Annotated in this window: 10 protein-coding genes; all 10 read right to left on the minus strand. The window is 65.7% G+C overall.

Translation table 11 applies throughout. The features are described 5' to 3' along the window. Positions 1 to 64: 64 nt before the first annotated feature. The gene (locus tag AB3G31_RS14475) at positions 65 to 2935 is read right to left on the minus strand and encodes a 2-oxoglutarate dehydrogenase E1 component (protein WP_367846783.1); all 2871 of its coding nucleotides are present in this window, start codon (positions 2933 to 2935) and stop codon (positions 65 to 67) included. Positions 2936 to 3205: 270 nt separating this feature from the next. Further along, complete coding sequence (locus AB3G31_RS14480; RefSeq protein ID WP_367846784.1) at positions 3206 to 3805, minus strand: isochorismatase family protein; 600 nt, start codon at positions 3803 to 3805, stop codon at positions 3206 to 3208. Between the two features lie 50 nt (positions 3806 to 3855). Further along, the gene (locus AB3G31_RS14485; RefSeq protein WP_367846785.1) at positions 3856 to 4419 is read right to left on the minus strand and encodes an RBBP9/YdeN family alpha/beta hydrolase; all 564 of its coding nucleotides are present in this window, start codon (positions 4417 to 4419) and stop codon (positions 3856 to 3858) included. Positions 4420 to 4535: 116 nt separating this feature from the next. After that, entirely contained in the window at positions 4536 to 7724 is a 3189-nt protein-coding gene (locus AB3G31_RS14490) for an EAL domain-containing protein (protein WP_367846786.1), read from the minus strand. A gap of 230 nt (positions 7725 to 7954) precedes the next feature. Further along, a complete protein-coding gene (locus tag AB3G31_RS14495; RefSeq protein WP_367846787.1) occupies positions 7955 to 8641 on the minus strand; it encodes a helix-turn-helix transcriptional regulator in 687 nt (228 codons plus the stop codon). Positions 8642 to 8710: 69 nt separating this feature from the next. Further along, positions 8711 to 9181, minus strand: a complete 471-nt coding sequence (locus AB3G31_RS14500; RefSeq protein WP_367846788.1) for a GyrI-like domain-containing protein — start codon at positions 9179 to 9181, stop codon at positions 8711 to 8713. Next, positions 9178 to 9663 carry an EVE domain-containing protein gene (locus AB3G31_RS14505; RefSeq protein WP_367846789.1) on the minus strand — a complete coding sequence of 162 codons (486 nt, stop codon included), beginning with the start codon at positions 9661 to 9663 and terminating at the stop codon, positions 9178 to 9180. The genes AB3G31_RS14500 and AB3G31_RS14505 overlap by 4 nt, the downstream gene beginning before the upstream one ends. A 10-nt stretch (positions 9664 to 9673) precedes the next feature. Beyond that, complete coding sequence (locus AB3G31_RS14510) at positions 9674 to 10075, minus strand: VOC family protein (protein ID WP_367846790.1); 402 nt, start codon at positions 10073 to 10075, stop codon at positions 9674 to 9676. A 159-nt stretch (positions 10076 to 10234) separates the two neighbouring features. Continuing rightward, positions 10235 to 11986, minus strand: coding sequence for a protein kinase (locus AB3G31_RS14515; protein WP_367846791.1), 1752 nt, complete (start codon positions 11984 to 11986; stop codon positions 10235 to 10237). Positions 11987 to 12147: 161 nt separating this feature from the next. Then, positions 12148 to 13401 carry an ANTAR domain-containing protein gene (locus AB3G31_RS14520; RefSeq protein WP_367846792.1) on the minus strand — a complete coding sequence of 418 codons (1254 nt, stop codon included), beginning with the start codon at positions 13399 to 13401 and terminating at the stop codon, positions 12148 to 12150. Between the last annotated feature and the right edge of the window lie 70 nt (positions 13402 to 13471).

Raw genomic sequence — 13471 nt, forward strand, 5'->3', positions numbered from 1 at the left:
GACCGCTGGCACCATCCCCCGGCAAGGGGGTTGGTACAACGCAGCGTAGCCTGGGGGTAGGTAATTACTTGGTGAGGACAAAGCCTTTGAGCTTGCCGAACGCGCCGTCGACCAGCGACTTTTGCTGGTCCTGGTGCAGGTGCGAATAGCCCGCAGCCGGGGATGCAGAGGCCGCACGGCCCGAGTAACCCAGCTTCTGGCCTTCGACCATGTTTTCATGCAGGTAATGCTGCACGAAGAACCAGGCACCCTGGTTTTGCGGCTCGTCCTGGCACCAGACCATTTCGGTCACGTTGGGGTACTTCTTGACTTCGGCGGCAAAGGCCTTGTGCGGGAACGGATAGAGCTGTTCCACGCGCAGGATCACCACGTCGTCGGCGCCCTTTTCTTCGCGCTTCTTGGCCAGGTCGTAGTAGACCTTGCCCGAGCAGGCGACGATGCGCTTGACCTTGTCGGCCTTCAAGTCCTTGTTTTCCGGAATGACGGTCTGGAAAACGCCCTTGGTGAACTCGCTCAAAGGCGATGCCGCATCCTTGGCGCGCAGCAGCGACTTGGGCGTCATGATGACCAGCGGCTTGCGCAGATTGCGCACCATCTGGCGGCGCAACAGGTGGAAGATCTGGCTGGCGGTGGTGGGCTGTACCACTTGCATGTTGGTGTCGGCACTCAGTTGCATGAAGCGTTCCAGGCGGGCCGAGCTGTGCTCGGGACCCTGGCCTTCGTAGCCGTGCGGCAGCATCAGCGTGATGCCGTTGACGCGGCCCCACTTGACTTCGCCGGAAGCGATGAACTGGTCGATCACTACCTGGGCACCGTTAGCGAAATCGCCAAACTGGGCTTCCCAGATCACGAAGGTGTTCGGGTCGTTGGACGCGTAGCCGTATTCAAACGCCAGCACCGCCTCTTCGGACAGGATGGAGTCGATCACGGTAAACGGTGCCTGGCCGTCGGCCACGTTTTGCAACGGGGTGTAGGTGCCTTCGTCGAACTTTTCACGGTCCTGGTCATGGATGACGGCGTGGCGGTGGGTAAAGGTGCCACGGCCGCAGTCTTCACCGCTCAAACGCACCGGGTAGCCGCTGGCCACCAGGGACGCGAAAGCCATGTGCTCGCCCATGCCCCAATCCACCGGAATGTCGCCCCGGCCCATCGCGGCGCGGTCGTCGTAAACCTTCTTCACCAGAGGGTGGGGGGTGATGTTGGCGGGGATGGCCGTCATCTTCTCGGCCAGGCGCTTCCACTCGGCCAGGGGGATGGCGGTGTCGCCCGCATCGGTCCACTTGCGGTTCAGGTACGGCGACCAATCGACTGCGTACTTGCTCTTGAAGTTGGTGATGACCGGGTTGAAGGTATTGATACCGGCGTCGAGTGCTGCGCGCATGGCCTTGACCATGTCGTCGCCCAGCGTCTCGCCCATGCCCTGGGCTGCCAGCTTGTCGGCGTACAGCTTGCGGGTGCCGGGGTGCTTGGCAATCTTGCGGTACATCAGCGGCTGGGTCATGGCCGGGGTGTCCTGCTCGTTGTGGCCCAGCTTGCGGAAGCAGATGATGTCCACCACCACGTCGCGTTGGAACTCCATGCGGTAGTCCAGTGCGATCTGGGTGGCCAGCACCACGGCTTCAGGGTCGTCGCCATTCACGTGCAGCACCGGCGCTTCGATCATCTTGACGACGTCGGAGCAGTACAGCGTGGAGCGGCTGTCGCGCGGGTCGCTGGTGGTGAAGCCGATCTGGTTGTTGATCACGATGTGCACCGTGCCGCCCGTGAAGTAACCACGGGTTTCGGCCAGCGCCAGGGTTTCCATCACCACGCCTTGGCCGGCAAAGGCCGCGTCGCCGTGCACCAGCACCGGCAGCACTTGCTTGCCCAGCGGGTCGGCGCGGCGGTCCATGCGCGAGCGCACCGAGCCTTCGACCACGGGGTTGACGATTTCCAGGTGCGAGGGGTTGAAGGCCAGCGTCAAATGCACCGGGCCGCCAGGGGTGGAGACGTCGGAGCTGAAGCCCTGGTGGTATTTCACGTCGCCAGAAGGCAGGTCTTCGGGGGCGGTGTGGTCGAATTCGGCGAACAAATCAGCAGGCACCTTGCCCAGCGAGTTGACCAGCACGTTCAGGCGGCCACGGTGGGCCATGCCGATGACGATTTCTTGCAGACCCTTGCTGCCGCCGGTCTGGATCAGTTCGTCCATCGAGGCGATGAAGCTTTCGCCGCCTTCGAGCGAGAAGCGCTTTTGGCCGACGAACTTGGTGTGCAGGAAGCGCTCCAGGCCTTCGGCGGCGGTGATGCGGTCCAGGATGTGCAGCTTCTTCTCTTTGGAGAAGTTGGGCTTGCTGCGGATGCTTTCCAGCTTTTGTTGCCACCAGCGCTTTTTGTTCTGGTCGGTGGTGTACATGTATTCGGCGCCGATGGTGCCGCAATACGTTTCACGCAGGGCGTTCATCAGGTCGCGCAGCGACATGGTTTCTTTGCCGAAGAACGTGTTGCTGGTGTTGAACACGGTTTCCTGGTCGGCATCGGTGAAACCGTAGAACGCGGGGTCCAGCTCGGGGATGTTCTCGCGCTCGGTGCGTTTCAGGGGGTCCAGGTCGGCCCAGCGGGCACCCACGTTGCGGTAGGCAGCAATCAGCTGCTGCACGGCGGTGCGCTTGCGGCCCATTTCGGAGTCGGCGCTGGCAACGACCACCTTGGTCTGGCCTTTTTTGGCGCGCTCGGCAAAGGCATTGACCACCGGCAGATGCGGCACGTCTTTGGCGTTGCTGCCGTCCACGGCGGGCACATTCTGGAGCGCGTCAAAGTAGTCGCGCCAGTTGTCGGGCACGCTGCCGGGGTTGCTCAGGTAGTTTTCGTAAAGCTCTTCGACATAGGGCGCATTGCCGCCGAAGAGATAGGTGTTGCCCTGGTAGGCGCTGTACACCGTAGACACTGGATCACTCATATTCCGCTGACCTCCGTTTCCCTGAAGGAAACATTAGCTGGTTAAAGCTGGGTTTAATTAACCTTCCGCGACACGGCTGGACCGATTGGCGGATGCGACTGTGGCAGGAAGGGCCTAGTTCGGAGCGGATTATCACCGCAATGCACCCAGTAACCGCAGGGTTACAGGCAAAGAACAGGTAAACGCTCTGTTTTTAATAGCTGCTTGTGCCGATGGAATAAGCACAAGCGCCATTATTTATTTAAATTTGCGTGTGGTGCCGGTGAAACATTACTTCACCAAAGCCTGGATGGCCTTGAAATCCGCATGCTCGGCGGTGCGCAGCCACTCGAACAACACCATTTCGGTGGTCACCAGCTCGGCGCCGGCACCGGCCAGGCGGTCAAACGCCGCGTCGCGGTTGCGCTCGGTGCGCGAGCTGCAGGCATCGGTCACCACCCAGACCTCGAACTCGTCTTCCAGCAGGTCCAGTGCGGTCTGCAGCAGGCAGATGTGCGCCTCGCAGCCCGCGATGACGATGGTGTTGCGCTCTTCCCCGGCGCTGGACTTTTGCAGGTGCTTGGGCAGGCTGCGGGCATTGCCCTGCACCGGCTTGGCGGGCGGGCGCAGCCATTCGCCCAGGCCCTCTTCCACACCACTGAACTGCATCTTGCTCAGGGTGTTGCGGCACAGGGCACGCAACTCGGGCGGGTTTTCGCCCAGCTTGGAGGGGTTTTGTTCGGTGCCCCAGGCGGGCACGTCCAGCAGATCGGCGGCCTGCGCCAGCCGCAGGGCATTGGCCACCACCGCCGCGTTGTCGAAAATGGCGGGCAGCAGGCGGGTTTGGTAATCGACCAGCACCAGCTGGGATTCGGAGGCATCAAGCAACATGGATTTCCTAAGGAGAAGCAGCCCCCAATTAAACCGCAGTTAAGCCGCAGTTAAGCCGCAGTGGCTCCTTCTTCCTTGGGTGCCAACGCCCTCCCCGTCAACGAAGCCAGCAGCGCCAGCCCCAGCGGCCAGTCGCCGTGGCCAGAGGCGATGTTGATGTGCCCGGCATCCGGCATGCGCACCAGCTCGCTGCCCCAGGCGCGCGCATACGCACCGGCCAGCCGCACCGGGCAATACGGGTCGTTGCTGCTGGCTACCAGCACACTGCGGTACGGCAGCCGGGCGTAGGGCACGGGCGCGAAGTCGCTCAGCACCGCCCGGCGCTCCGGGTCGGCCGGGGCCACCAGCAAGGCCCCCTGGATGCGCTCCACCGCTTCGGGCGGCAAATGCGTGGTGGCGATGCAGCCCAGGCTGTGCGCCACCACCACCACCGGGCCACGGCGCGCCAGGATGGCATGGGAAATGGAGGCGGTCCAGGCGGCGCGGGACGGGGTGATCCAGTCGTCCTGGTCCACCCGCTCCACCCCGGCAAACTGCTCGGCCCACAGGCTCTGCCAATGGCCGGGGCCGGAATTGCGCCAGCCGGGGACGATAAGGATGCGGGGCGTTGTCATGGCCCGGATTGTGGGGAAGGTGGCGGCAGAAACAAACGACGCAATCGTGGTTTGCTTATGCGCATAAGCTCAGAACCCAAAAGATGGGCGCTGCCAAACGCTCCAACCGCGACAGCTTAAGCCCGCATCCGCCCCATCGTCCCCACAAACGCCTCAAACTCCGCCACCGCCAGCGGACGGCTGAACAAATAGCCCTGGTAGGCGTGGCAGCCCTGGTGGGCCAGAAACAGGCGTTGGGCCTCGGTTTCCACGCCTTCGGCCATCACGGAAAGCCCCAGGCTGTCGCCCAGGGCGATGACCATTTTGGCGATGGCGGCGTCGTTGGGGTCGGTCAGGATGTCGCGCACAAAGCCCTGGTCGATCTTGAGCTGGTCCAGCGGCAGCATCTTGAGGTGCGACAGCGACGAGTAGCCAGTGCCGAAGTCGTCGAGCGAAAAGCCCACGCCTACCGCCTTGAGCGCGTCCATCTTGGCCGCCACACCCTCGATATTGGCCACCAGCATGCCCTCGGTCAGCTCCAGCTTGAGGCGCTGCGGACGGGCACCGGTGCGCGCCAGCACGGCCAGCACCTGGTCCACGAAATCGCGCTGCTGGAACTGGCGCGGGCTGACGTTGACGGCCACCGTGAGGTGCGCAAATGCCGCTTGGGTGGCCCACTGCGCCAGCTGGGTGCAGGCGGTTTCCAGCACCCACAGGCCCAGCGGCAGGATCAGCCCGGTGTCTTCGGCCAGCGGGATGAACTCGGCCGGGGACACCATGCCGCGCTCGGGGTGCATCCAGCGCACCAGGGCCTCCACACCGGTCAGTTGCGCTTCGCCGACGATCTGCGGCTGGTAGTACAGCAGCAGTTGCTGGCCCGCCAGCGCCTCGCGCAGGCCCATTTCCAGCGCGGCACGGGCGGTGACCACGGCCTGCATGTGGGGGTCGAAAAACCGCAGGGTGTTGCGGCCTGCGCCCTTGGCCTGGTACATGGCCAGGTCGGCGCGTTTCAGGGGTTCCTCAATGCCTTCGTCGAGCTCGCCAAACAGGGTGATGCCGATGCTGGGCGTGCTGTGGTGCACCACCCCGGCGAGCACGAAGTTCTGGTTCAGTACGGCCAGCACCTTTTCGCCCACGGACTCGGCATGGGTGACGGCCTCCAGGGTCTGCTGGCCCAGGTCTTCCAGCATCACCACGAACTCGTCGCCGCCCAGGCGGGCCACCGTGTCGCCCTTGCGGATGCAGGTGGACAGGCGCCGCGCCACCTCTTGCAGCAGCAGGTCGCCCATGTGGTGGCCGTAGCTGTCGTTCAGGGTCTTGAAGTTGTCCAGGTCGACAAACAGCAGCGCGCCAAAGTGCTTGTCGCGCGAGTGGTTGGCCATGGTCAGTGCCAGCCGGTCCATCAGCAGACGGCGGTTGGGCAGGCCGGTCAGGGGGTCGAAGAAGGCCAGGTTTTGGATCTGGTCTTCGGCGGCCTTGCGGTCGGTGATGTCGGTGAAGGTGTCCACGTAATGGGTCACCTGGCCGTGCTCGTCCTTGATGGCGGTGAGGGCAAACCAACCGGGAAACAGCTCGCCGTTTTTGCGCTTGTCCCAGATTTCGCCCTGCCAGGAGCCGGTGCGTTCCAGGCAGCCCACCATCACCTCGAAAAACGCCGCATCGTGCAGGCCCGAGCGCAGCAGCTCCGACGGGGTCTGCCCCACGGCTTCGTGCGCCGCGTAGCCGGTGATGTCGGTAAACGCCTGGTTGACCCGCAGGATCCGCCAGTTGCCGTCGGTCACCAGCATGCCCTGCTGCGACTCGAACGCCGTGGCGGCAATGCGCAGCTCAAGCTCGGCCCGCTTGCGCCCGGTGATGTCGCTGAGCACGACGTGCACCGCCCTGGCCCCGTCAAACAGGATCGGTGTGCCCTGCACCTCCACGTCGATCAGCGTGCCGTCCAGCTTGAAAAAGCGCAGGGCCACCGCACCCACGCGCTGGCCGCTTTGGGCCACGTAGCGCGCCCGCTGGTGCGCCAGGGCCAGCGACTCGGGGTGCAGCAGATCGGCCATGCGCCGCCCCACCAGGTCCTGGGGCGCGCTGGCACCAAACAATTGCACCGCCGCCGGGTTGGCGTAGACGATGCAGTCGTCCACATGCACCACCACCGCCTCGGGCGACCATTCCACCAGGGTGCGAAAACGCTCTTCGCTGTCGCGCAAGGCCGCCTCGCGCTGGCCCAGCGTGGCCAGCAGGTGGTTGAGCCCGCCGATCAGCTCGCCCACCTCGTCGTCTTGCTGGATGGCCAGCGGCTGCAGGGGCAGTTCGCGCTGCGCCGGATCGGCCAGCCGGGCCAGGGTGTGCACCGCCTCCAGCATCGGGGCCAGCTGGCGGCGCAACATCCACCAGGTCAGCACACCGGCCAGCAGCGTCAGGCCCAGCGTGGCCAGCAGCATGCGCTGCTGCATGGTGCGGATGGGCGCAAACGCCACGTCGGTGGGCAGCTCGGCGGCCACCGTCCAGCCCGACTCGGAAATCTGCTTGCTGGACACCAGCACCTCTTTGGCCGCGCGGTTGCGCACCAGGCTGAAGCCCTCGTGGCCCTGCAGTATGTAGTCGGTGACCGGGTCGACACCGGTCTCGGGCAGGGTCTCCAGCATGCGGGACTTGTCGCTGGCCGTGACGATCTGCCGCGACAACGGCGCGTTAAACAGGATGGCACCGGTCTTGGCGTAGCGGTTGTCGGTGATGCGGTCCAGAAAATTGTGCCGCTGCAGGTTCGTCAGCCCCACCAGCACCCCCTCAACCCCGCCCTCGGCACCAATGATAGGCACCGCCACCGGAAACACCGGGGCCTGCAACGGAGGGTAGAAGCTAGGGTGGCCCACGTTGGACTCGCCGCGCTGGAACGCCGCCTGGATGGCATCGTCGCCCAGCGGCGGGCCGGGCACCCAGCCCACGGGCAAGCCATCGGCATGCTGGGGCGGGGTATCGCGCCGGTACACGATGAAGCCGCCGTTGAACAGGCTGGCCAGCACCGGGCGGGTATCCAGGTAGCTTTGCAACACCCCCCACTGCGCGGGCGGCGTGTGGGTCAGCATGGACGCCAGCGCTGCCAGGGAGCGCAGGCGCTGCTCCAGTTCGCTGTCGACCGCCACCGAGGCCGCGCTGACCGCCGCCACCTGCTGCTCGCCCAGCATGGCCGTCAGGTCGTCGCGCTGCACAGCACTGGCATAGAAAGCCAACGACCAAATACCCGACAGAAAGATCGCCAGGGTGCTCAGCGTGATGCGGGTCTTCAGCGATCGCCACGGAAACGCCCGGGGCGTGGCAACAGGTCTAGTCAACATTCCAATCCATGCAATACCTCTCCGGTGGGTGCGGTGAGTACCACGACTCAAAACCTCAGAAAGTTACGATTTGTATCGACGTACCCGAACTGTAACCGCACACTGTCGGCAAGCCCGGCCAGGAGCCCCACCGGCGCATCCGAAAGCCCCCAACTTTTTGAACGATTTTGGCCGCCTGTGCTTATTCCATCAGCACAAGCAGCTCCTAAAACTGAAGCACTTCGACGTCAACAGGCCACCGTGCGCAAAAAATCGGCCAGGGTGCGGCCCGCCTCGGGCCGGAACGGCGCCTCCAGTACCGCCACGGTGTGCATGCGGTCGACGCGAAAGCTGCGAAAGTCCTGCCGCACCTCGCACCAGGCCACCAGCGTCCAGGTGCGGCCCCAGTAAAAGCAGCCCAGTGGCTGCACGGTGCGCTGGCTGGTGGCCTCTTTCACATCGCTGTAGTCCAGCTGGATCTTGCGGCGCAGGCCGATGGCCTCGCGCAGGGTCTGCAAATGGGCGCGCACCGGCGCCGTCAAACCATTGAAACTGGCCGGCGGCGCGTACAGGGCCAGGCTCTCGGCGGCGGCGCGGGCGGCGGGTGGCAGGATGGACAGCATCTTGCCCAGGGCATCCTCCGCCGCCAGGGCCAGCGGCGCATCCAGCCAGGGCTGCGACAGCCGCACCGCCGCCACCAGCGCCTTGGCCTCCTCCTGGCTGAACATCAGCGGCGGCAGCTCGAAGCCTGCGCCAAAGCGGTAGCCCACGCCCGGCTCACCCTCGATGGGCACGCCCTGGCGCTGCAGATCGGCCACGTCGCGGTACACCGTGCGCTCGGAAATTTCCAGCCGCTCGGCCAGAAAGCTGGCGGTGGACAGGCGCCGCCCGCGCACCAGTTGCACCAGATGGAAAAGGCGGTCGGCACGGCGCATGTTTACAAGCCTTTTAGGCCTCTAGCGCTTATTCTATAAGCGTGACAAGCTACTAAAACCATAGTATTTTCAGCCCGCATCCAGCACGCCGATCGAGATGGCAATCCGCCCGTCCCCGCTGTACTCCTCAAAGTCGCAGTCATAGCGGCGCGCGGGGGCGGCGGGGTCCTGGAAGTGCAGCCACACGGCACCCCACAGCGCAATCACCGTGGCCGGCATGGGGCCCTGGGCCTCGAACACCAGGTAGGCCCCGGCGGGCACGGTCACGGCCTCCAGCCCCTCGGGCACCTCGGTGGCCAGCACAGCAGCGCTCACGTCAAACGCGCCCATGGCATCGGATGCATAACCGCTGTACACCCCGTACAAGGCCGATTGCGGCGTGTAGCCAGGCACCGACTGCGCCACCCGCTCCGCAAAAAACCGCTGCCACAGCGGCGCGATCTGGGCGGTGCCGGGCGAAAACTCGGCCGCGTTGGTGGTGCGGGTGCGGATGCCTGCCAGGTGCAGGGGCTGGTCGCGGTGAACGAGGTGGGGGGTCATGGTGTGGCCTTGTCAAAAAGTGGGGCTAAATGCAGCGCAGCCAGATCGGCCTGCATGGCCTGGGCGATCAAGCGCATGTCATGGTCGCTGATGGCGAACAGGCCGAAGCGGAACTTGTAGCCCCAGTGCTGCGGCGACTCGACAAACTCGAACTGCGGCACCAGGGGCAGGATGGAGGCTTCTTGCGCTGCCACGTACTGCACGTCCTTGCGGTACGGCACAAAGCCGCCGCCCATATCGAAGCTGTAGGCGTCGCCCGCCAGCACCAGGCCGATCGACACAAAGCACTGCAAGCGGTCCTTGCCGCCCATGGTCAATGTGGGCGCGTAGTAGGCCACCCGGTCGCCCGCCCGCACCTTCTTGAGCGGCGCGGCCTTGCCGTGGCAGACCTGCATATAGCCCGGCCCGTCGCTGGGCGCGCAGCCGCGCCGCGCGTGCTGGGCACTGGCGACGGCGATCCAGTTGTGGCGGGGTGCGGACATGGTGGCATTTTCAGGCCAGCGCATGCAGGCCCACGCGGTTGCCGTCCGGGTCCTGGAGGTGGGCGATGAAGCCCATGCCGGGCGGCAGTGCGGTTTTGGGTTTGAGCAGCTTGGCATCCAGGCTTTGGGCGCGGGCCAGTGCCGCGTCGATGCTGGGCGAGCAGTCCAGGTAGACCAGGGTGCCCTCGGTGCTGGGTGGGGGGGTGTCGGCCCCGCTTTGCAGGCAGCCTTTGACACCCTCGTCGGGCGCGGTGAAGATGGCCAGGGTGTAGCTTTGGCCGCCCATGGGGAAGACTTCGCGGTGCAGGGTTTGGGCCAGAACAGTTTCGTAGAAGTCCTGGGCGCGGGCGATGTCGGTGACGGGGATTTCGAACCAGCTGATGGCGTTCGGGTTGGCGTTGGGGTGGGACATGGTGAGAGGCCTTTCGGTGCAGTGGAAGAAGACCTGCATGGTGCCTGCCTGCTGCTGACAACGGGGTGTCAGTAGCCTCGCATATTTAAGCAAAAAGTGGCTATAGCGCTTATTCCATAAGCGTAACAAGCTATCAGAATGCGAGCAACAGCCCACGTCTCACTTGGGCAGGAACAGCAGCCAAAACACCAGCAACAGATTGAACAGCACCGACACCACCAGCCCCAGCTTCCACACCGAGGTGGGGTCGCGGTGCAGCAGGGGCGACGGGGCGGGGGCGGTCAGGGGGCGGGACGCGCCGCGCTCCAGGGCCAGCAGGAACTCTTCGCCGGTCTCAAAGCGCTGGCGCTTGTCGCGGGCCACGGCTTTTTGCACCACGTGGTCCAGCCAGATGGGGATTTCGGGGTTGTGGCGGCTGGGCGCGATGGGGTCGCGGTAGTAGCGGCCCACCTGGTAGGGCAGCACTTCGCCGTAGGGCAGTTTGTGGGTGAGCAGCTGGTACAGCGTGACGCCCAGGGCGAACAGGTCGCTCTGGCTGTTGGGCAGCTCTTCTACCGCGTCCGCACCGGCGGCGCTGAAGCCCCATTGCTCGGGGTTGACGTAGCTGGGCGTGCCTGCGTGCAGTTTGCGCATGGCCTCGGGCTCGCGGCCGGTGAGGGCCACGCCCAGGTCGAGCAGGCGCAGCACGCCGTCTTCGCCCTGGTGCAGGTTGGCGGGCTTGATGTCGCGGTGGATGACGTTTTGCTGGTGCAGCCGCCCCAGCGCCTGGGCCACCTGGCGGGCGGCGCTGACGGCCTGGTGCACCGTGAATTTGTTCTGCCGGTCCAGCATCTGCTGCAGGGTTTCGCCGCCGTGCCAGTCGTACAGCAGGTAGAAGGCGCTGGCGGGCTGGCCGGTGGTGCTGTTGACGGGATGGGTATCGTGCAGGGCCACCAGGTACTCGGCCGCGCGGCTGGAGCCCATGCGCTTGGCCAACCAGGCTTCGTGGGCCAGCATGGCGCGCTCTTGCGGGTCGTGGGCGCGGCTGGGGTGCAGGGTTTTGAGGGCGTACAGGGCCTGGGTGGTCGGGTGGCGCATTTGCACCACCACATTGATGCCGTTGTCGGCCACCGGGGCGGTGACGGTCAGGCCGTCGAGCGGGTCGCCCACGCGGAACGGGCCGGGGATGGGCAGCGCGCGGGCGGCGCGGTTTTCGTCCTCCAGCGTGGCATCGAGCAGGCCCAGCACCCGCGCCACGATGGCGGTGACGTTGTCGCGGCTGCCCGCCTTGAGGGCCGCCTGCACCAAGGTTTCGGCCGCAGTGGTGGCGTCATCCCCCTGGGCCAGCAGCGCCATCTGCGCGTCGTCGAGCACGCCGTGCACGCCGTCGGTGAGCAGCACAAACACGTCGCCCACCTGCAGGTCGCCCTGGAAATAGTCCACCACCAGCCGGTCGTCCACCCCCACCGAGCGCAGCAGCTGGTGGCGCAGGTCGGGGTGGTCGGGCACGTGGTCGTGGGTCAGCTGCGTACATTGGCCGCCGCGCAGCAGGTAGGCGCGCGAGTCGCCCACATGGGCCACCGTGTACGACTGGCCGCGCAGCACCACGGCGGTCAGCGTGGTCAGGCCCAGGGCCGGTTTGCGGCGGCGGTTGATGCCCGCCAGCCAGGCGTTTTGCGCACCGATGATGCGGTCCAGCGCCACCGTGGTGTCCCAGGTCTCGGGCGTGGAGTAGTAGTCGCGCACCAGGCTGGTCACCGTGGTCTGCGCGGCCTCCTTGCCCATGCCGCCGGTACTTACGCCATCGGCCAGCGCCACGATGCAGCCCATGTCCACCTGGCCCGCCTCGGGCAGCATGGCGGCGCAAAAGTCTTCGTTGACGGGCTTGGTGCCCGCCAGAGACGTGAAACCGATGTCAAGTTGGAATGCCATGTAGTGCCGTGTCCCGTGTGATGTGTCGTGTTTGCGCAAGGCTATCGGCGTGCAGTGCTAGGCGTGGGTCGCAGCCCAGGCACATGCCTGGGCAAGGACCGCAACGACGCAATGTGCGTCGAGAGCAAGTGCAAACCGGCAGATCATGCGGGACACGGCACTCAGCCCATCAGCATCTGCATGCTGGTTTCATACTGGTTGGACAGCTGCTCGTACACGTCCAGCAGCTCTTCGCTGGCCTGCGCCAGGCGCTCCAGGCCCGCGGGGCGCTGCAGCTCGGCGCTACCGGCCTGCAATTGCTGCCAACCCAGTGCGGCAGCCTCCAGCAGGCGGCGGATCTCGGGCGTGCCCAACGGGACTTGCTGCAGGTAGGTTTGCGCTTCGCCAAAGGCCGCTTGCGCCTCGGCCATGGCGGCCACGCCCGGGGGCCCCAGCAGCGCGCACTTGGCAAAGCGCTGGCACAGCATGCGCTGGCGGCCTGCGGTGTTGAGGATGTGCAGCGGGGGAGCACCACCCGAGGTCTCCAGCGCGGCGGTCAGGCGCTCGGCTTCTTGCAGCAACTGCTCGGCCAGCATATCGATGGCCTGGGTGCTGGCCGCCAGGGCCGGGGCCTGCAGGGCCTGTTTCAGGCGGGCCCAGGTCTGCCCTGCCCGCTCCACCAGGTCGCCAAAGGTGGCTTGCGACAGGCTTTTGCCCAGCAGCGCCAGGTTGGTATCGACGCGCTGGATCGACTCTTGCAGCAGCGTGCCGAGCCGCTGTGGAGGGCACCCGGCCAGCTGCAGCAGATACAGCTTGACCAGCCGCTGCGACAGCATGCGCAGCTGCCCGGCGCGGTTAACGCCGTCGGCAAACAGGGCCGAATGGACGATGCTTTGCGACACCTGGCCCAGGCGCTGGTTGGTGTGCATGGAGGCGGTGCGCAGGATGCGGAAGGCATCGTCGTCCGACAAATGCCGGGCGCGCATCAGGATGCCTTTGGCGCGGTCCACCACCTTACGCTCTTCAAAGCGGGTGGTGGCGTCCTGCAGCGCCTGGCGCAGGCCGCGCTCGTGCTGGAAGCGGGCCTGGGCCAGGTGCACCAGCGCACGCAGGCGCTGCGGGGCGTAGCCGTCGACGACGTAGGCGTGCACGCCGCTGGCCACGCCACTCTGGATGTGCTCGGCATCGGCGTCCGTGGTGATCAGTAGCACGGCGCAGGGGGCGGCGTCGGCCAGGGTCTGCATGAGTTTGAAGAAGGCCGCATCCGGACGGGCCAGCTCGCACAGCAGCACATCTGGTGCATGCCGAACCACGCCGTGCACCAACTTATGGCGTTCCGTGACCTCGCCCAACAGGTCTAGGCTGGCGGCCTGCAGGTGGGCGGCCTGCACCGCGCCAGCCCCCAGCTTCGCCCCGAAAAACAACACAGATGTCATGCAAATCAACCACTTAGAGAGGAATTAGGAGCCCTTGCTACGGCACGAGAGGCCCATTGGGGGCCATGCC

Source organism: Rhodoferax sp. WC2427, from assembly GCF_040822085.1.
GTDB lineage: Bacteria > Pseudomonadota > Gammaproteobacteria > Burkholderiales > Burkholderiaceae_C > Rhodoferax_B.

Bases quoted from the DNA above. Each gene is read 5' to 3' on its own strand.
- AB3G31_RS14480 (WP_367846784.1), bottom strand. From the start codon at position 3,805: ATGTTGCTTGATGCCTCCGAATCCCAGCTGGTGCTGGTCGATTACCAA.
- AB3G31_RS14510 (WP_367846790.1), bottom strand. From the start codon at position 10,075: ATGTCCCACCCCAACGCCAACCCGAACGCCATCAGCTGGTTCGAAATC.
- AB3G31_RS14485 (WP_367846785.1), bottom strand. From the start codon at position 4,419: ATGACAACGCCCCGCATCCTTATCGTCCCCGGCTGGCGCAATTCCGGC.
- AB3G31_RS14505 (WP_367846789.1), bottom strand. From the start codon at position 9,663: ATGTCCGCACCCCGCCACAACTGGATCGCCGTCGCCAGTGCCCAGCAC.
- AB3G31_RS14500 (WP_367846788.1), bottom strand. From the start codon at position 9,181: ATGACCCCCCACCTCGTTCACCGCGACCAGCCCCTGCACCTGGCAGGC.
- AB3G31_RS14495 (WP_367846787.1), bottom strand. From the start codon at position 8,641: ATGCGCCGTGCCGACCGCCTTTTCCATCTGGTGCAACTGGTGCGCGGG.
- AB3G31_RS14520 (WP_367846792.1), bottom strand. From the start codon at position 13,401: ATGACATCTGTGTTGTTTTTCGGGGCGAAGCTGGGGGCTGGCGCGGTG.
- AB3G31_RS14475 (WP_367846783.1), bottom strand. From the start codon at position 2,935: ATGAGTGATCCAGTGTCTACGGTGTACAGCGCCTACCAGGGCAACACC.
- AB3G31_RS14515 (WP_367846791.1), bottom strand. From the start codon at position 11,986: ATGGCATTCCAACTTGACATCGGTTTCACGTCTCTGGCGGGCACCAAG.